The following is a 19,151-nucleotide window of genomic DNA, read 5'->3' on the forward strand; positions in this document are numbered from 1 at the left end:
GGATACCCCCTCTCTCATACACGCCCGCACCCCTTCGCGCGGACTTCTGCAAGAAGCGTAGGATGTGATCACATTCAATTGCAAGCGTTGAGCCGAAGTTTTTCTCAGAGATTTTCAGCGGAGGTCCACGACCGCCCGAATCAGGCGGAATCGCGCCGAATCACGCGGAATCAAGTCGAACCAGTTCGGCCGAAACCGACCGTGACCGCTCCTAGTCCTCCAGGACGCTGCGGATGCGGCTCACCGCATCGTCGAAGGAATCGCCGGTCACCCGGGCAGCACTCTCGGCATCGCCGGTGTCCACTGCGTCCATGAGGTGGCGCTGATGCTTGAGCAGCGGGGTGAGGTCGCCGGCTTCCATCTCACGCCTGGCGCCGACGAGCTTGTAGGCCCGGCACCGCAGCCACAGGGTGCGGATCGTCTCGACGAGGACGGGGTTGCCGGCCGCTGAGTAGATGGTTGCCAGCAGCTCCTCGTCGTGGTCGAGGTAGGCCGCCGGGTCGCCGTGGGCGAGAGATGACTCCATCGCAGAGAACTCCTCGTCGAGCCGCGCCCTGCCGACCTCGTCGAGTCGCTGCGCCCCCTGCACGGTGGCCTCGACCTCGAGGATCCGGCGCACCGAATAGATCTGCAGCAGCTCCTCGGCGGTGAAGGTTTTGACCACGGCTCCGCGGTGCGGGCTGGTCTCGACGAGCCCGACCTCCTCGAGGCGCGCGAGCGATTCGCGCACGGGCATGACGCTCGTGCCCAGCGCGGCCGCCAGTTGGCGGATCCGCAAGCGCTGTCCGCCGCGGTATTCGCCGTTGAGGATGCTGGCCTGCATGGCCTCGAACACCTGGTCGCCGATGCGCGGGCCGATTTCGGTCTCGGTCTGGGCCGAGGACGGGGTCGCCTGGGTCTCGCTCATGCTCGACAGTCTAATCTCGCCGAGGCGGTGCGAACCGCCGTTCGCCGCATCCCTGCCACCGTTCGCCGCACCTTCGCCCGCTGCGCAGCCTCATCACGGCACCACGACCACCGGGACCGGGGCATGCCGGATGATCTTCGCGGCGTTCGATCCGAGGAAGACCCGCGACTTCGGCCCGTCCGCCGAGGAGCCCAGGACGAGCACCTCGCCGGCACCCCAGTCCAGGGCCGACAGCGCGGACTTCCAGTCCTTGCCGATGCCGACAGCCTCCTCGACCGGCGTCCCGGCCTCACCGATGTCGATCTCGTCGACGCCTTCGATCGCCGCGGCCTGGGCCGCCTTGACCCGCCGAACGTAGTCGGCGCGTCGGGAATTCTCCTCCACCCAAACGGGTTCCACGGTGCGGCCGCTGACTCCGAAGGTCGCGACTCGCAGCCGCGCCTCGACGGATTCGGAGAGCTCCGCGGTCTGCGCGAGGACCCGCTGGGAGCGCTCGTCACCGCGGAAGGAGCAGGTCACCCGCCCGATGACCGACCCCGGTGCGCTCTGGTAGCCCTTCGGCGCCAACGCCACCGGCACGGGAGACGAATGGAGCAGACGGTCAGAGGTTCCGCTCACGCGGATCCGACCACGCGCCCCCTCCGTGCCCGAGCCGAGGACGATCATCGAGGCGTCATGGTCGACCGCCTCGGCGATGAGTCCCTTGCCGCGTGACCGTGCCTGCACGGCCACAGCCTCGGTCTCGACATCGGGGCAGATGTCGGCCGCGGCGCGCTCCGCCTCGGCGACGGCCTTGCGTCCTCTCTCCCGGGACCAGGCGGCGAGTTGGAGATCGCTGCCGCTGGCGATGAACGACCGGCTCTGGGCGGGCACGATCGAGACGATGCGCACCGCCTCCCCGTTCGAGCGGGCGAGCGTCGCCGCCAGATGGAGTGCTGACCTGTCCCTCTTTCCGTAGGGGAACGCTGCGATGATCGTCATTTCCGACGGTCCTCCTCGTCGTGGTGATCGGTGGTGGTGTCGTTGTCGAAGCCGCGTCCCGAGGCCTCGGCTCCCAGCCGTGCCGCGACGACCCCCTCGGCGGGGTCCTCCCAGAAGTCGGCGTGCCTGATGCCCAGGCTGCTCGGGTCGAAGACGGGATTGAGTCCCAGCTTGCGCTGGCGGTCGAAGTCCTTGAGCGTGCGCAGCGCGATCCGGGAGAGCAGGATGAGCGCGGCGAAGTTGATGACGCCGAGGCTGGCGTAGCCCATGTCCCCGAGCGCCCAGACCGCGCCGGCGTCGACGATGCAGCTGATGAAGCACACGGCGAGGATCACGCATTCGAGGATGCGCAGGTAGACCCGGTTGCCTTCGCCGACGATGAAGGACAGGTTCGTATCGGCGATGAAGTAGAAGGCGACGATGGTCGTGATCGCGAACATCGCCACGGAGATCGCGATGAATGGGGAGCCGAAGCCTGTGGCCACGGTGTCGACGGCGGCCTGGGTGAAGTTCGTGCCCGCCTCGACCCCGGGCAGGTTGACCAGCAGCTCTCGGCCATCCTCGGTGATGACGTTGTACTGACCGGTCACGACCATCATCAGACCGGTGAGCATGCACACGGTCAGCGTGTCGATGTAGATCGAGAAGGTCTGCACGAGTCCCTGCTTGGCCGGGTGGCTGACCTCGGCGGCGCCCGCCGCATAGGTGCCCTCGCCGACGCCGGCGACATTCGAGAACAGGGCGCGGCGCACACCCCAGGAGATGGCCGCGCCGACGATGCCGCCGAAGACCTGGTCGGTGCCGAAGGCCGAGGAGATGATCAGCCCGAGGGCCCCGGGCAGCGCGGTGATGTTGACGATGAGCACGATGATCGCCCCGCCGATGTAGCCGACGGCCATGATCGGGACGATGACGTTGACGACCTTGATGATGCGTTCGCGCCCGCCCCAGATGATGAATCCGAGGACCGCTGTGACAGCGATTCCGGTGATCCAGCCGGGGATGCCGAAGGCGTATTCGAAGCTCACGGCGATGCTGTTGGACTGGATGCCCGGGGCGAGGATCGTGTAGAGGATGAGTGCGATGACCGCGGCGATGAGGCCCAGCCAGCGCTTCTGGAAGGCCTTGTAGAGGTAGTAGGGCACGCCGCCCTTGAGTTCGCTGCCGACCCGCTGCTTGTAGATCTGGGCGAGCGTCGATTCGACGAAGGCGGTTGCGCCTCCACAGAAGGCCATCACCGCCATCCAGAACAGGGCTCCGGGTCCGCCCCAGCCGATGGCCGTGGCGACACCGGCGATGTTGCCGACGCCGACGCGGTTGCCGATCGTCAGCGCCAGTGCCTGGAACGGAGTGAGGCCGCCGGGGGCGACATCGCCGTCGCCCTTGAGTTCGCGCAGCATCTGCGGGAAGAGCCGGATCTGCAGCAGCCGGGTGCGGATCGTGAAGTAGACCCCCATGACGATGGCCAGCACGATGGTCGGTATCCACATCGCATTCGCGATGGTCTGCAGCTGTATGGTGATGTCCAAGAGCACCGCTCCGTGTTCGTCGACTCCCACGCCGGTCCGCGCGGGTATTCAGTTCTCCCGAAGGGCGATTCGCTCATCATTCTTCGGAGATTCCATTGCATCGTACCCGAAAACGAGGTTAATGTGATCACATCCTGCGGAGGGCGTCGGAATGTCCCGATCCTCCGGCGAGGACTCATCCATCGAACCGAGGAAACGGAGGCCGTCATGGCTGCCACCCCCGCCCCAGCCGTCGTCCGCGGCGACACCACGACCCCGCTCGTCAACGCTGCTGAGCTGCCCCCGCTCACCCATTTCATCGACGGTGCCTTCGTCGAGTCGGCGGCCGGTGCGTCCGGTGCAGCCGGTGCGGCCGCTTCCACGACGACGATCGTCAATCCGGCCGACGGCACCACCATCGCCGAGGTGGCCGAGGGCGAGACCGCCGACGTCGATTCCGCGGTGGCTGCGTCCCGTCGGGCCCTGCCTGCGTGGAAGGCCACGACTCCGAAGGAGCGGGCCGACATTCTGCTGGCCATCGCCGATCGCATCGAGGACAACGCGGACCTGCTCATCCGCCTCGAGTCGCTGAACACCGGCAAGCCGCGTGTCGTGTCCGAGGACGATATCTCGATGTCGGCCGATACCTTCCGCTTCGCGGCCGGCGCCGGCCGCGCCTTCACCGAGATGGGTGCCGGCGACTATGTCGAGGGGCACACCTCGGTGATCCTGCGCGAGCCCGTCGGCGTCGTCGGTGTCGTCGTGCCCTGGAACTATCCGCTGCTCATGGCCGCGTGGAAGATCGGGCCGATCCTCGCCGCCGGCAACACCCTCGTCCTCAAACCCTCCGAGCAGACTCCGCTGTCGACGCTGAAGTTCGCCGAGCTCGTCGCCGACCTGCTGCCCGCGGGTGTCCTCAACATCGTCACGGGCCTCGGGCCGAGTGTCGGTGCGCGCCTGTCGAGCCACCCGGACATCGATCTCGTGGCGCTGACCGGCAGCGTCGGCAGCGGCAGGGCCGTGGCGACGAGCGCGGGCGAGAGCCTCAAGCGGGTTCATCTCGAGCTCGGAGGCAAGGCCCCGGTGATCGTCTTCGACGACGCCGATCTGCAGGCGGCCGCCGAAGGCGTGCGCAATGCCGGGTACTGGAACTCGGGTCAGGAATGCGGTGCGGGCACGCGCGTGCTCGTCCACTCCTCGGTGGCGGAGAAGTTCACCGAACTGCTCGCCGAACAGGTCGGCAGCTACACGGTCGGTGACCCCCGCGGCGGAGAGTCGGTCGAACTCGGTCCGATGATCTCCGAGGCGCACTTCGAGCGGGTCACGGGCTTCCTCGACCGGGCGATCGCCGATGGTGCGAAGCCGGTCGTCGGCGGTGGTGCGCTTGAGGGCCCCGGCTTCTTCGTCGCCCCGACCGTGCTGGCGAACATCGCTCCCGGCTCCGAGGCTTCTCAGGAGGAGATCTTCGGGCCCGTCGTGACGATCGAGACCTTCGAGACCGAGGACGAAGCGCTGACACGGGCCAACGAGGTCCCCTACGGTCTGGCCGCCTCGGTGTGGACCACGGATGCCGCGCGCAGCCTCGACGCTCCCCGGCACCTCGACTTCGGGACCGTGTGGGTGAACTCGCACCTCGTGCTCGCCGCCGAGGTGCCATGGGGCGGATTCAAAGGCTCCGGCTATGGCCGCGACCTCTCGATCTGCGCGCTGAACGACTTCTCCCGCACCAAGCACGTGCAGATCAACCACTCCCGCTGAGGGCCGAGAACGCATCGAGCGCAGGCCGCAGCGTCGAAAGCAGAGTTCAGGGAACCCGCTTTCGACGCTGCGGCGTGCTTTCGTCGTCGAACTGCGTCGAACTGCGTCGAACTGGGTCGAACTGCGTCGAGCTGCGTCGAACTGCTCAGCGCAGGACGACGGTCCGCTTCCCGGAGAGGAACACGCGGCCATCGCAGTGCCACTTCACGGCATTCGACAGGGCCTTGCACTCGGCATCACGGCCGGCGGCGACGAGGTCTTCGGGACCGAAGGAATGGTCGACCTCGACGAGCTGCTGGGCGATGATCGGGCCTTCGTCGAGTTCGCTGTTGACGAAGTGCGCCGTCGCACCCACGGTCTTCACGCCACGTTCCCACGCCTGGTGGTAGGGCTTGGCCCCCTTGAATGAAGGCAGGAACGAGTGGTGGATGTTGATCGCCCGGCCGGTCAGTTCCCGGGCCAGGTCGTCGGAGAGGATCTGCATGTAGCGGGCGAGCACGACGAGGTCGACCTCGAAGCGGTCGACGAGGTCGAGCAGCTTCGCCTCCGCCTCGGGCTTGGTCTCCTTGGTCACGGGGACTCGGAAGAACGGGATGTGGTGCCATTCGACGAGTTCACGGTGGTCCGGGTGGTTCGACACCACGGCCGCGATCTCGATGGGCAGCTCCCCGATCTGGGCACGGAAGAGCAGGTCGTTGAGGCAGTGCTCGAACTTCGAGACCATGATGAGCACTCTGCGCTTCTGGCCCTGCGGCCACAGCTGCCAGCGGGCATCGAATTCCTCGCCGAGGGCGGCGAAGTCCGTCCGCAGCGCATCGATGCCGTTGCCCGGCTCTTCCGAGACGCTGAAGTCGATGCGGAGGAACAGCCGCTTCGTGTACTGGTCGTCGAACTGCTTGAGCTCCTTGATGTCACCCCCGTGTTCGAGCAGGGCGCCGGTCACCTTGTGGAGGATGCCGGGGCGTTCGTCGCATTCGAGGGTGAAGATGAAATCCTGCATGTCACTATTCTTTCTCACGAGGGCGGAGAGTGCGATTCCAGAGAGTGCGATTCCTCAGCGATTCAGCACTCGACGACGTTGACGGCGAGTCCGCCGCGGGATGTCTCTTTGTACTTCGATTTCATATCGGCCCCGGTCTGGCGCATCGTCTCGATGGCCTGATCGAGGCTGACCCGGTGGCTGCCGTCGCCGTGCATCGACAGCCTGGCGGCGTTGATCGCCTTCACCGAGGCGATGGCGTTGCGTTCGATGCAGGGGACCTGCACGAGTCCGCCGACGGGATCGCAGGTCAGCCCGAGGTTGTGCTCGAGCCCGATCTCGGCGGCGTTCTCGACCTGTTCGGCAGACCCCCCGAGCACCGCGCACAGGCCCGCGGCAGCCATCGCGCAGGCCGATCCGACCTCCCCCTGGCAGCCCACCTCGGCCCCGGAGATCGAGGCATTGCGTTTGAACAGGATGCCGATCGCTCCGGCCGTGAGCAGGAACTTCACGATGGCCTCGTCATCGTCGCCGCTGACGAACTTGACCATGTAGTGCAGCACCGCGGGAATGATCCCCGCAGCACCGTTGGTCGGGGCGGTGACGATGCGCCCGCCCGAGGCGTTCTCCTCGTTGACGGCGAGCGCGTAGAGGTTGACCCATTCTAGGGCGTCGAGCGAACCGGTGGCCTGGTACTCGGCGTCTTCGAGCCTGGCCCGCAGCTCGGGGGCACGGCGGCGGACCTTGAGCCCGCCGGGCAGAGTCTTCTCCTCACGAGTGCACCCGTTGTGCACGCATTCGCGCATCACCGACCAGATCCGCAGCAGCTTCTCCCGCAGCACGGTCTCGTCCTGTCGGGCGCGTTCGTTGACGGCCATCAGCTCGGCGATGCTCAGCTCGTGCGTCCGGCACTGTTCGAGCAGCTCATCGGCGGTGGAGAAGTCGATGACGTCGCGGGCTTCGGTGCTGACTGCTTCGTCCGCCTGCTCCGCCGCGAGCTCCTCGGCGGTGACGACGAATCCGCCGCCGACCGAGTAGTACTCGCGCTCGATGGTCTCATCGTCGGTCTCCGCGCGGATCCGCATCCCGTTGGGATGCCCCGGCAGGGATTTGCGCAGATGCAGCTTGAGGTCCGTCTCCGGTTCGAATTCGATGAACAGTCGCCCGCCGAGGTGGAGCTTGCGCTGCGTTGTCACCTCCCCCACCAGCGGTTCCACCTGATCGGGATCAAGCGTTTCGGGGTCGAAGCCGCTTAAGCCCACGAGGACCGCCGAGTCCGAGCCGTGGCCGATGCCGGTCGCGGCCAGCGATCCAAAGAGACCGACCCTGACCCGCCGCACGCGGTGGAGGACTCCCTGTCCCTCGAGCTCCTCGACGAACCGCAGGGCCGCGCGCATCGGCCCCACGGTGTGGGAGGACGAGGGGCCGATGCCGATCGAGAAGAGATCGAGGACGCCGAGTGCCATCAGCCGCTGCTCTCGGCTCCGGCCGCCGTCTCGGCAGACACGAACTCGGCAGACACGAATTCGGCCATGCCGTCGAGCAGCCAGCGGACCGCGAAGTCCGCGAAGCTCGCCCGCGGGTAGATCCGATACTCGTGGTCCGCAAAGTGGTGGAGGATGATCGGCACCGGACCCATCTGGGTGACGATCGCGGTCCCGACTCCGAAAGAGCGCGGGTGGATGTCGGCGCGGATGCTCTTCTCGAGGACTTCGCGGGCCTTGGCACCCGAGAGTTCGAGGATCGTGCGGTTGGCCGAGAGCTCGACGGCCTGTCCTGGTAGCCCCTCGAGGGCCGCCTCGGCGACGAGGGTCTCACCCGGCTGCTGAGCACGGGAGACGTCGACGGCGAGGAACTCATCGGGACCCAGCCACAGGGCGTGCAGTCCGGCACCGTCGCCGGTGACCTCACCGACGCGCGTGGGCAGGGCGAGCCCGAGGGCGTTCTCGAGCGCCTGCCCGGAGGCCGATCCCGGGATCGCGCGCAGGCCGATCTGGGGGCGGAACGCCAGTTCGCGCAGGGCCACGGCATTGCCTCCGCCGGCGGTGGCTCGGGCCATGTCCTGACTCAGGTGGGCGGCCGGGGATACGCGCAGGTCATCGAGGACCTCGGCGGTCTCACGGGTCTGGGTGGAATACGAGGTGTCAGCCATCGCGGCGGTTCCCTTCTGGGTCGTAGAAGACGGGTGAGGTGATCTCGACGTCGACGAGTTCGCCTCCGAGCGGGGACTGGACGATCTCTCCGGTCCGGTTGCGGCCGTTCTCGACGAGCGCGAGGCCGATCGGACGGTCGAGCGCCGGTGACATGTACGAGGAGGTGACGTGGCCGATCATCGGCACCGGACCCGCCTCGGGGGTGACCGGGGTGCCCGCCGTGATGAGCTGCGCACCTTCGGCCAGCCGGGTGGTGCCGTCGACGGGGAGAACCCCGACGAGGTGTTTGCGGTCCTCCCGTGCCGTGTCGATCCGGGAGTAGGAGCGTTTGCCGATGAAGTCCTTGACCTTCGAGACGATCCACTCCATGCCCGCGTCCTGCGGGGTCACGGTTCCGTCGGTGTCCTGACCGACGATGATGAAGCCCTTCTCCGCACGGAGGACGTGCATGACCTCGGTGCCGTAGGGGGTGATGTCGAACTCGGCTCCCGCCGAGGCTGTGGCCTCCCACACGGCCAGGCCGTAGTAGTTCTCGACGTTGATCTCGAAGGCGAGCTCGCCGGAGAAGGAGATCCGGCAGATGCGTGCCGGGATTCCGTTGGTCAGGGTGGTCTCCCGGAAGCCCATGAACTCGAAGGCCTCGTTGGACACGTCGAGGTTCGGGGCGAGCTTGGCGATGACATCGCGCGAGCGGGGTCCGGCAACCGCGACGGTCGACCATTCCTCGGTCACCGAGGTGAAGACGACGTCGAGGTGCGGCCATTCGGTCTGGTGCCATTCCTCGAGCCATTCGAGCACGGTCGCGGCACCGCCGGTGGTCGTGGTCATGTAGTACCGGTCCTCGGCCACGCGCAGGGTCACACCGTCGTCGAAGACCATGCCGTCGGGCTTGCACATCAGCCCGTAGCGGCCCTTGCCGACCTTGAGTTTCTTGAACCCGTTGGTGTAGATCTGTCCGAGGAACTCACCGGCATCGGTGCCGCGGATCTCGATCTTGCCGAGGGTGGAGGCATCCTGGAAGCCGACGGATTCGCGCACGGCCTTGCCTTCGCGCAGCACCGCGGCATCCATGTCCTCGCCCGGGCGAGGGTAGTACCAGGGTCGCTTCCACTGTCCGACGTCTTCGAACTCGGCACCGTGGGCCACATGCCAGGGGTGGATGGCGGTCACGCGTGCCGGGTCGAAGAGCTCGCCCTTGCGGCGGCCGGCCAGAGCCGCGAAGGGCACAGGGGCGAAGGGGGCGCGGAAGGTCGTGTGTCCGACCGCGCCGAGGTCGTTCTCCCCGAGCACCGCTGCGATCGCACCGATCGCGTTGACCGCGCTCGTCTTGCCCTGGTCGTTGGCCGTGGAGATCGAGGTGTAGCGCTTGATGTGCTCGACCGAGCGCATGCCCGCGTTCATCGCCCGCTGCACATCGGCGACGGTCTGATCGCGTTGGAGATCGATGAACTGGCGAGCCGCTTCGTCCTCACCGGAATCCGCGGTCGTGACCAGCCACAGCGGGCGGGCCGGTGCGAAGGCCGTGGGTTGGGCCTGTGGGGTGACCAGCTGGGCGGGGAATCCGGTCCGGTTCGCGGCGGCGCTTCCCGCCTCGGCGCCCTGTCGCAGGGCGGCTTCGAGCGAGTACTCGCCGGTGATCGCGCCGACCGTGAACTGGTCGCGCACAGGGGTCGTCGGGACGAAGGCGGCGATGTCCTCGCGCCATTCGATCGGGCCCTTGCGCTGCCCGTGGAGGTGGATGACCGGGGAGAATCCGCCGGAGACTGCGAGCAGGTCGGCATCGATGTCCTCTCCCGCCGAGGCGGCCACGCCGTCCTCGTCGAGAGCGGCGACGCTCACCCGGCTGAGTCGCCCGGCCGGACCGTCGCCTGCGGTGCCGGTGACCGCGGAGCCGAGGATGAGGCGGGTGCCCGTGGCCTCGGTGGTCTCCTGGGCGATCGCCGAGGCGGTCGTCCGGGAGTCGATGATCGCGGGCACTGTCACGCCTGCCGCGTGGAGTTCACTCAGAAGTTCGTAGGCCGAGTCGTTCGTCGTCGCGATTGCGACGTTCTCACCCGCGGCGACGCCGTAACGGCCCAGATAAGTCCGCACAGCCGAGGCGAGCATGATGCCGGGTCGGTCGTTGTCGGTGAACACGATCGGACGTTCGTGGGCGCCGGTGGCGAGGATGACCTGCCCTGCGCGGATGTGCCACACCCGCTGGCGGGTGGCGGCCCGGGTGGAGCCGTGGGAGTTCGCGTTGCCGTTGCCGGCCTCGACCACGGTCTGGGTGCGGTCTTCGAGGGCGAGGAAGAAGTTCGAGTCGTAGCTGCCGAAGACCGTGGTGTTGGGCACGTACTGCAGCTCTTCGGCCGCGGCGAAGCCGTCGACGGTGGAGGCGATCCAGTCGGCGGCGGCCATCTCGTCGATGGTCTCGTGCGGGGTCGAGCGCAGCGAACCGCCCGGGAGTGACTGGTCGTCGAGGAGCAGCGTGCGGGCACCGGACTTGCCGGCTTCGCGGGCCGCTGCCAATCCGGCGGGACCGGCGCCGACGATGAGCACATCGGTGTGCACGTGCTTGTGTTCGTAGACGAGTTCGTCGCGGTCGGGGTCGAGGATGCCCAGACCCGCGAGGTAGTCGGCTTCGAGGCCTTCGGTGATGGGCACGCGGGTGGCCGGCAGCATGGATTCGGCCACATCGCCGTCGAGGCGCGGGTGGACGCGGACGAGGGCGTTGGACTCCTCGATGCCGGCGCTGATGATGCCCCGAGCCCGGCCCAGGTAGGTGGAGTTGCCGCAGTCGATGCGGCCGACGGCGATGAGCGCGCTGGCGATCGTGTCACCGGCGAAACCGGTGTAGGTCTGACCGTCGACGCTGAACGTCACTGGCCGGGAGGTGTCGATCCCGGTGGCGCCGGGCAGTCGAGTGGTCGTCATCGAACCGCTCCTTCGGATGTCGTCGGGCGCGGATCGCCCATCGGGTAGATGGCGGTGAAGTCATAGGTCACGGTGTCGCGGACGGCGTTGAACCATTTGCGGCAGCCGAGGCTGTGGCTCCACCTCTCGGCGTAGGCACCGCGGTCGTTGTCGCGGTAGAAGAGGTACTCGGCCCACTCCCTGTCGGACAGCGCATAGGGGTCCTCGGGGTAGGGCACGTGGGCCTGTCCGCCGTAGTGGAATTCGGTTTCGTCGCGGGGCCCGCAGTTCGGGCAGCTGATGAGAAGCATGGGGTGTCCTTCCTGGTCCGGTCCGCGCTCAGTGGGCCACGGCGGCCGCGCCGTGCTCGTCGATGAGGTGGCCGGTCTCGAACCGTTCGAGGGCGTAGGGGGCGTTGAGCGGGTGGGGGTCGTCGTTGGCGATGGTGTGGGCGAAGGTCAGTCCTGCTGCCGGGGTTCCCTTGAAGCCTCCGGTGCCCCAGCCGCAGTTGACGTAGAGGCCGTCGACCTCGGTCCTCGACACGATCGGCGAGGCGTCGAGGGTGACATCGACGATTCCGCCCCAGGTGCGCAGCACATGGGCGCGGGAGAAGATCGGGAAGAGTTCGACCGCGGCGGCCAGCTGCTCCTCGATGACGTGGAAGCCGCCTCGTTGGCCGTAGCCGTTGTAGGAGTCGACGCCGGCACCCATGACGAGTTCGCCCTTGTGGGCCTGGGACACGTAGACGTGGACATGGTTGGACATGACCACGGTCGGGTGGACGGGTTCGAAGAGTTCGGAGACCAGGGCCTGCAGCGGATGGGACTGGATGGGCAGGCGGATGCCGGCCATGTCCGCGAGCACGGAGGAGTCGCCGGCCACGCACATGGCCACGCGTTCGGTGGCGATGTTGCCGCGGTTGGTGCGCACTCCCACGACCTTGTCGCCGATGCGTTCGACACCGGTGACCTCGCAGTTCTGGATGATGTCGACACCCATCTCATCGCACTTGCGGGCGAAGGCCCAGGCGACGTGATCGTGCTTGGCGATGCCGGCACGCGGCTGGTACGTCCCGCCCATCACCGGGTAGCGCAGGTCGTCGCCGATGTTGATGATCGGGCAGACTTCCTTGACCTGCTTGGGGTCGAGCCATTCGGCGTCGACACCGTTGAGGAAGTTCGCATTGACCCGGCGCTGGGATTCGCGCACGTCCTGGAGGGTGTGAGCGAGGTTGAGCACGCCGCGCTGGGAGAACAGGAAGTCGTAGTCGAGTTCCTCGGGCAGCTGCTCCCAGAGTTTGAGCGACTTCTCGTAGATCGCCGCGGACTCGTCCCAGAGGTAGTTCGAGCGGATGATCGTCGTGTTCCGGGCCATGTTGCCCCCGGCCAGCCAGCCGCGCTCGAGGATCGCGATATTGGTCATGCCGTGGTTCTTGGCCAGGTAGTAGGCGGTGGCCAAGCCGTGTCCGCCGCCGCCGATGATGACGGCTTCGTAGGATTTCTTCGGCTCCGGGTTGCGCCAGAGGAAGTCCGGGTGTTCCGGGAGTTGGTCTGCCATCAGCGTGCTCCGATCTCTGCGACGGTGGGGTAGAGCGGGTGGGCGGTGGCCAGGGCCGTGACCCGGGCTGACAGTTCGGCGATGGTCTCCGGGGAGGCGCCGCCGTCTTCGGTGCCGGCCTTGAGCGCCTCGGCGATAATGTCGGCCACCTCGGCGAAGGCGTCCGAACCGAATCCACGGCTGGCCAGGGCGGGGGTGCCGATGCGCAGCCCCGAGGTGACCATCGGAGGCCTGGGATCGTTGGGCACGGCGTTGCGGTTGACGGTGATCCCCACCTCGGCGAGGAGGTCCTCGGCCTGTCCGCCGTCGAGCACGGAGTCGCGGAGGTCGACGAGGACGAGGTGGACGTCGGTGCCGCCGGTGACGATCGAGATGCCACGTGAGGCGACGTCATCCTCGCCGAGGCGGCGCGCCAGTTCCGAGGCTCCGGCCAGGGTGCGGCGCTGCTTGTCGACGAAGGTGTCGGTGGCGGCGAGTCCGAAGGCCACGGCCTTGCCGGCGATGACGTGTTCGAGGGGTCCGCCCTGCTGGCCGGGGAAGACTGCGGAGTTGATCTTCTTCGCGACGTCCGCGTCGTTGGTCAGGATGATGCCTCCGCGGGGGCCGCCGAGGGTCTTGTGGGTCGTCGAGGACACGACGTGGGCGTGCGGCACGGGGGAGGGGTGGAGTCCGGCGGCGACGAGTCCGGCAAAGTGGGCCATGTCGACCATGAGGTAGGCGCCGACCGAATCGGCGATGCGGCGGAACTCGGCGAAGTCGAGCTGGCGGGTGTAGGCGGACCAGCCGGCGACGATGAGCTTGGGTCGGTGCTCCTCGGCGAGGCGTGCGACCTCGGCCATGTCGACCCGGTGGGTGTCATCGCTGACGCCGTAGGCGACGATGATGTAGAGGCGACCGGAGAAGTTGATCTTCATCCCGTGGGTGAGGTGGCCGCCGTGGGCGAGGTCGAGGCCGAGCACGGTGTCGCCGGGGCGGATGAGCGCGTGCATCACCGAGGCGTTGGCCTGGGCGCCGGAGTGGGGCTGGACGTTGGCGTGCTCGGCGCCGAAGAGGGCCTTGACGCGGGAGATGGCGATGCGTTCGATCTCGTCGACGTGTTCGCAGCCGCCGTAGTAGCGGCGTCCGGGGTAGCCCTCGGCGTACTTGTTCGTCAGCACCGAACCCTGCGCGGCCATGACCGCGGTGGCCGTGTGGTTCTCCGAGGCGATCATCTCGAGGCCCTCGCGCTGGCGGGCCAGCTCCGCGTCGATGAAGCCGGCGATCTCGGGATCGAGCTCGCCGATGGGAGTGCTCAGCTCAGCGGGTTCGCGGCTGGGGAAGTCTGCGCTGTCGGGGTGTGCGAACTCGGTCCGGTCGGGACGGTCCACGATCTGGTGTGTCATCGGATCTCCTTCGATCGCTTGATCGTCAACTAATATATCAGATGTGTTCCTGTAGTGTATGCAGAGGAATCGGATGAATGCAATGCATCCGCAGCGAGTTTCTTCAGGAGTCAGTTCATGCGCAGCCCGGCCGACGCGACGTCGCCGAAGACGTCCCTGGCCACGCGAGCGTATGAGATCCTCCGGCATCGTCTGATCATGCTCGACATCGCCCCCGGCGAGGCCATCAACGAGGCGGCGCTCAGTCTCGAACTCGACGTCGGCCGGACACCGATCCGCGAGGCGCTCAAGCGACTCGAGAGCGATCACCTCGTCGTCTCCTATCCGCGGCGGGGCACCTTCGCCTCGAACGTCGATCTCACCGACCTGTCCACGATCTCCGAGATGCGCGAGGTCCTTGAGCCGATCGCCGCGCGCAAGGCGGCCAGGAACCTCACGTCCGCCCGGCGCGATGAGTTCACGACCACGATCGCCGAGCTGCGCACCCTCGAGGCCGGCGATGACCAGCGCACGCTGATGGAGCGCGACCTCGAAGTGCACCGGCTCATCTACCGTTCGGTCGACAACCCGCACCTCATGGAGACCCTTGTCCGCCTCGACGATCTGGCCACCCGCATCTGGTGCCTCGTCATCCCGCAGATCCCGGACCTCATCGGCCACATCCGCGAGCACATCGACCTGCTCGAGGCCGTGCTCGACGGCGACGAGTCCGCGGTCGCCGAGCTCGCCGGCGAACACGTCCGCGAATTCGACAAGACCCTCCGCGCCGCCCTCCGCTGAGGCCCAGCTCCACCAGGGCTGTGATCTGCTCCCTCCGACGTTCCGCGGCTCGCTAAGTGGTCACTCTGGGCCGATCTCGCCACGCAGAATCGGCCCATTTCGTCCTCCCACACCCCCAGCCATCGCCCCGCCCCACAGCTCACGTAACTTACCCACTCGCCACACCTTCACCGCCGGAACTGTTGATTTGATCACATCCTGATGTATTCTGGTCGCCGATTGATGTATCAGTTGTTGATCTGAGTTGCCTTCCGGCCACGCAGCCGATGCGCAGACATCAGCTCAGCCACCCTCAACGAAGAAGGAACATATGGCAGACAACGTCACCACCACGAACAATCTCGGCACCACGGAGAAGACGAGCGTGCTGCGCGTCATCACCTATGCGGGCGCGATCATCGCCTTCCTCATCGGCTCCGGCTTCGCCACCGGCCAGGAGATCCTCCAGTACTACGCCTCCTACGGGTTCTGGGGAGTCTTCGGCACGGGCAGCCTCGTCCTCATCCTCATCTCCTATGTCGCCGTCGAGTTCTTCCTCACCGGCCGCCGCGAGCAGTTCGAGAAGCCCTCGGGCGTCTTCTACCACTACTGCGGGAAGTACCTGGGCACGTTCTTCGACTACTTCTCGATCCTCTTCGTCTTCTTGAGCTTCACGGTGATGATCGCCGGAGCCGGGGCCGTCTTCGAGGAGTACTACGGACTCTCCAAGTTCATCGGCGGCATCGCCCTGGCCGTCGTCGTCGGGCTCACCGTGTGGTTCGGCCTGACCAGCCTCGTCGACATCATCGGCAAGATCGGCCCCATCATCGTCGTCGTCGCGATCGCCCTGGGCATCTACGGCATCATGCGCGATCCCGAAGGCATCTCGACCGGCAACGCCATCCTGCCCACCCTCGATGTCACCCAGGCCTCCTCGAACTGGTTCCTCTCCGGCCTGTCCTACGTCGGCTTCTGCATGCTCTGGCTCGCCGCGTTCCTCTCGGCTCTGGGCAAGACCGTGAAGAACCGTCGCGAGGCCACCGCAGGCGGACTCGTCGGCGGCATCGCCTTCTCCGTGGCGTGCATGGTCGTCGGCCTCGGTCTGCTGGCGAACATGGAGCAGGTCTTCGACGCCGAGATCCCGATGCTTGTCCTCGCCAGCAACCTCGGCCCCTGGGTCGGCGCGCTCATCTCCGTGATGATCCTCGCCGGCATCTACACCACGGCGATTCCCCTGCTGTGGACGGTCTCGGCGAGGTTCTTCGACGACAAGACGGCGAAGTTCAAGTATCTGACCGTGGGCCTGGCAGTGCTCGGCACGATCATCGGCCTCGTCCTCCCGTTCTCGCAGATGGTCAACATCGTCTACGTCATCAATGGCTACGTCGGCATCGTCCTCCTCGCGCTCATGCTCATCCGTACGATCCGCCACCTGGCGACCCGGAAGAAGAGCTAGACCCTCGCCGAGGCGGCCCGCCGTTCCCGCCGACCGATGAGCAGGGCCCCGCAGGACTGATCGTCCTGCGGGGCCCTTCGTCGACGCTGCCGTTCCACGCGGCTCGCGCTTACGCCTCGTGTGTGTGCGCTGGCTACCTGCTCGAGACCCGCCCGAACAGATTCGCGATCGGTGCCAGCAGCAGCGGCCTGGCGGCGAACCAGCCGCCCACGATGACTGCGAGTGAGACGACGAACCAGATGAAGCCCACCCAGTTGAGCGCGTCCGTGCCGGCGAACATGTGGTTGAGGTTCTGTCGCATGCCCGTGGCGAAGACGAGGAACACGTGGATGAGGATGAACACGACGAAGAAGATCATCGTCGGGAAGTGGATCGCCCGAGCCAGCGGCGCCGGGTAGATCTTGTTGAGCTTGGCCGCGTCCTTCGGCCACCATTCGCTCATCCGCACGCCCGTGATCGCGGCCAAGGGTGCGGCGATGAACACGACGATGAAGTACATCAGCTGCTGCAGCGAGTTGTAGTTGACCCAGCCGTTCTCGGCCGGCCACTCCAGCGTCATGTACTGCAGCATCGCCGAGATCGCGTTCGGGAAGACCTCCCAGCTGGTGGGCACGATCCGCGCCCAGTGCCCGGAGACGAAGAGCAGCACGACGAAGACGACGCCGTTGGCCAGCCACAGCAGATCCAGGCCGGTGTGCAGCCACAGATTGATGCTGACCTTCTTGCCGCCCTTCTTCGGGGTGTAGAACGCCGGCGGCTTCTGCTGGTGTCGCACCTGCAGGCCGGAGCGGATGATGAGGACCATGAAGAAGACGTTGAGGAAGTGCGTCCATCGCGCCCAGGCCGGGAAGCCGTCGTCGACGAACTCGGGCAGGTGGTATTCGCCCGGGTAGCGCTCGAGGAACTCCGGGACACCCGGCAGAGTCGTGACCCCGCGGGCGGCGAGGATGATGATTCCGGCGGCCACGACCACGGCGGCCAACCAGCCGCCGCCGAGCTTCGCCCACTGACCCAGCGACTTCGCACCGATCATGATCGGTTCCTTCTTCGCCGCCGGCTTGTCCGCGGACTTCGCCGCAGCCGACGATCCCGATGAGGTGGACGCTGCCGACGAAGACGATGCCTTCGCCGCCGGAGCAGCGGTCTTGGCTGCTGGTTTCTCCGCGGTCTTCGCGGCGGGCTTCTCGGCCTGCTTCGCCGCTGGCTTGGCCATCGGCTTGCGCTGGGCGGGCTTGTCCGTGGACTTCGCCGCAGGGGCACCCATAGGTTTGCGCTGAGCAGGCTTCCCGGCGGCAGCTCCCATGGGCTTGCGCTGGGCAGGTGCGTCGGCGGCTTTCGCCGCCGGCTTCTCCTCAGCCGAGGCCTCCTTGGCCTCATCGTCCTGCGCGGCCTTCGCGGAGCCGGAAGCAGCAGCCGCTGTGGCCCCGGCGGCAGCACCGGCGCCCGCGGCGGCACCGGCAGCGCCGATTCCGCCGATTCCCGAGCGGCGGCGTTGCGGTTTCTGCTCCGCCGGCGCCGAGGTGGTCGAATCGTCAGGCGCCGAGGTAGCGGAATCGTCAGCCGCTGCTGCTGAGTCCGGGCTCGGGGTCTCAGCTGAAGTCGCTTCGGCATTGGAGCTCGCGGCGGGCGCTTCCTGAGCCTCGCTCGCGGCAGCGCTCGACTTCATAGCGCTCGACTTCACGGCCGAAGCGGGTGCGAAGCCTTCGGGCGGCCAGGGGTCTCCCCCGGCGACGCGGGGCAGGCCGCGGCGCAGCGGAACGTCGCTGACTCCTTTCGAGCCAGCGTCGGATCCGCTTGCGGCAGCAGCAGCGGCGCCACCGGCAGCAGCGCCAGTCGCGGCGCCGGCACCTGCCGCGACCGGGGCCGCGGACGACGACTCGTCAGAGGTGTCCTCTGTCGTCTCGGATCCGGCTTGGGTGTGGGAGCTGGCGTCGCTCGGGGCGTCTGCGCCCGAATCTGCCGGGGCGTCTCCGGCGGAATCTGCCGGGACGTCTGCAGTCGAGGCGGCCGGAGCCGCTGCGGGTGCCGAGCCGGTGCCCGCGAGCGTGAGTGCCTTGGCATCGGCGGGGGCAAATCCCTCAGGAGGCCAGGCGTCTCCCCCGGTGACACGGGGCAGGCCGCGACGCAATGGGACATCGGCCGCTGCAGCAGCGGGCGCAACGTCATCAGTATCGGAAGCGATCTCGGCCTCGTCGGCCGAATCATCGTCTGAGCCGGAGGCGACGGCAGCCGCGCCGACACCTGCTCCGGCCGTCGCCGCGGCAGCAGCCGGTGCGGCGGAAGTATCGGGTTCGTCGACCTCGTCGACGTCCTGTTCCTCGACGTCCTGCTCGGTCACGGCGTACTCGGCACTCGTGGACTCGACCGCGGGGGCGGCCGACGATGACGGTGCCTTCACACCGGCGGGGGCGAGGCCTTCGGGCGGCCAGGGATCTCCGCCCGCGACGCGGGGCAGTCCCCGGCGCAGCGGAACATCGGCAGCAGCAACGGCAACATCTGGCTCATCCTCGGCAACCGCCTCGGTGTCAGCATCGTCAACCGCATCAGCCTCGTAGACGTTGTCGCTGTCGTCGAACGACTCGGCCTCATCGAACGGCTCAACTTCACCGCCCGATTCGGCCTCGGACACCGCCTCGGCGACCGGGGCCTGGGACTCCACACCGGGAGCCGCGGACTCCTCGAGCTCATCCGCGGTTCCCGGTTCGAACGTTGCGCCCGGTTCCAGCGGTTCACCGATGGTGCCCTCGGGCGGCCAGGGGTCTCCGCCTTCTACTCGGGGCAGACCCGAGCGCAGCGAACTGGAGTATGTGGCCATA

14 protein-coding genes are annotated in these 19,151 nt (G+C 67.3%); 3 read left to right on the forward strand and 11 right to left on the reverse strand.

Annotated features, from left to right (window positions below; genetic code table 11):
* Positions 1–211 precede the first annotated feature (211 nt).
* From CV023_RS10370 to CV023_RS10380, 3 genes are all read right to left on the reverse strand, one after another.
* Entirely contained in the window at positions 212–907 is a 696-nt protein-coding gene (locus CV023_RS10370) for a GntR family transcriptional regulator (protein WP_230745505.1), read from the reverse strand.
* 93 nt (positions 908–1,000) lie between these two features.
* Positions 1,001–1,888: a universal stress protein gene (locus CV023_RS10375; RefSeq protein WP_230745507.1), complete on the reverse strand. Its 888-nt coding sequence runs from the start codon at positions 1,886–1,888 to the stop codon at positions 1,001–1,003.
* Positions 1,885–3,417, reverse strand: a complete 1,533-nt coding sequence (locus tag CV023_RS10380; RefSeq protein ID WP_230745509.1) for an alanine/glycine:cation symporter family protein — start codon at positions 3,415–3,417, stop codon at positions 1,885–1,887. The genes CV023_RS10375 and CV023_RS10380 overlap by 4 nt, the downstream gene beginning before the upstream one ends.
* A 207-nt stretch (positions 3,418–3,624) precedes the next feature.
* Here CV023_RS10380 and CV023_RS10385 point away from each other — a divergent pair, with 207 nt between their 5' ends.
* The gene (locus tag CV023_RS10385; protein WP_230745510.1) at positions 3,625–5,154 is read left to right on the forward strand and encodes an aldehyde dehydrogenase family protein; all 1,530 of its coding nucleotides are present in this window, start codon (positions 3,625–3,627) and stop codon (positions 5,152–5,154) included.
* Between the two features lie 145 nt (positions 5,155–5,299).
* On the opposite strand, the gene purU is transcribed toward CV023_RS10385, so the two are convergent.
* From purU to glyA, 7 genes are all read right to left on the reverse strand, one after another.
* On the reverse strand, positions 5,300–6,154 hold the full coding sequence (gene purU, locus CV023_RS10390; protein WP_230745511.1) for a formyltetrahydrofolate deformylase: 855 nt from the start codon (positions 6,152–6,154) through the stop codon (positions 5,300–5,302).
* A gap of 62 nt (positions 6,155–6,216) precedes the next feature.
* Positions 6,217–7,599 (reverse strand): L-serine ammonia-lyase, encoded by a 1,383-nt coding sequence (locus tag CV023_RS10395; protein ID WP_230745512.1) that lies wholly within the window; start codon positions 7,597–7,599, stop codon positions 6,217–6,219.
* Positions 7,599–8,285, reverse strand: coding sequence for a sarcosine oxidase subunit gamma (locus tag CV023_RS10400; RefSeq protein ID WP_230745513.1), 687 nt, complete (start codon positions 8,283–8,285; stop codon positions 7,599–7,601). Before CV023_RS10400 ends, CV023_RS10395 begins: the two co-directional genes overlap by 1 nt.
* Positions 8,278–11,202 carry a 2Fe-2S iron-sulfur cluster-binding protein gene (locus CV023_RS10405; protein WP_230745514.1) on the reverse strand — a complete coding sequence of 975 codons (2,925 nt, stop codon included), beginning with the start codon at positions 11,200–11,202 and terminating at the stop codon, positions 8,278–8,280. Before CV023_RS10405 ends, CV023_RS10400 begins: the two co-directional genes overlap by 8 nt.
* On the reverse strand, positions 11,199–11,492 hold the full coding sequence (locus CV023_RS10410; RefSeq protein ID WP_230745515.1) for a sarcosine oxidase subunit delta: 294 nt from the start codon (positions 11,490–11,492) through the stop codon (positions 11,199–11,201). Before CV023_RS10410 ends, CV023_RS10405 begins: the two co-directional genes overlap by 4 nt.
* A gap of 28 nt (positions 11,493–11,520) precedes the next feature.
* Positions 11,521–12,738, reverse strand: a complete 1,218-nt coding sequence (locus CV023_RS10415) for a sarcosine oxidase subunit beta family protein (RefSeq protein ID WP_230745516.1) — start codon at positions 12,736–12,738, stop codon at positions 11,521–11,523.
* Entirely contained in the window at positions 12,738–14,120 is a 1,383-nt protein-coding gene (glyA, locus tag CV023_RS10420) for a serine hydroxymethyltransferase (RefSeq protein WP_284934584.1), read from the reverse strand. The genes CV023_RS10415 and glyA overlap by 1 nt, the downstream gene beginning before the upstream one ends.
* A 117-nt stretch (positions 14,121–14,237) precedes the next feature.
* On the opposite strand from glyA, the gene CV023_RS10425 reads away from it, so the two are divergent.
* Together CV023_RS10425 and CV023_RS10430 are read left to right on the forward strand one after the other, a co-directional pair.
* Complete coding sequence (locus CV023_RS10425) at positions 14,238–14,900, forward strand: GntR family transcriptional regulator (protein WP_230745518.1); 663 nt, start codon at positions 14,238–14,240, stop codon at positions 14,898–14,900.
* A 310-nt stretch (positions 14,901–15,210) separates the two neighbouring features.
* Positions 15,211–16,335, forward strand: coding sequence for a YkvI family membrane protein (locus CV023_RS10430; RefSeq protein ID WP_230745519.1), 1,125 nt, complete (start codon positions 15,211–15,213; stop codon positions 16,333–16,335).
* 133 nt (positions 16,336–16,468) lie between these two features.
* On the opposite strand, the gene CV023_RS10435 is transcribed toward CV023_RS10430, so the two are convergent.
* On the reverse strand, positions 16,469–19,150 hold the full coding sequence (locus CV023_RS10435; protein WP_230745520.1) for a cytochrome b/b6 domain-containing protein: 2,682 nt from the start codon (positions 19,148–19,150) through the stop codon (positions 16,469–16,471).
* Between the last annotated feature and the right edge of the window lies 1 nt (position 19,151).

Source organism: Brevibacterium sp. CCUG 69071 (assembly GCF_021023135.1).
GTDB lineage: Bacteria > Actinomycetota > Actinomycetes > Actinomycetales > Brevibacteriaceae > Brevibacterium.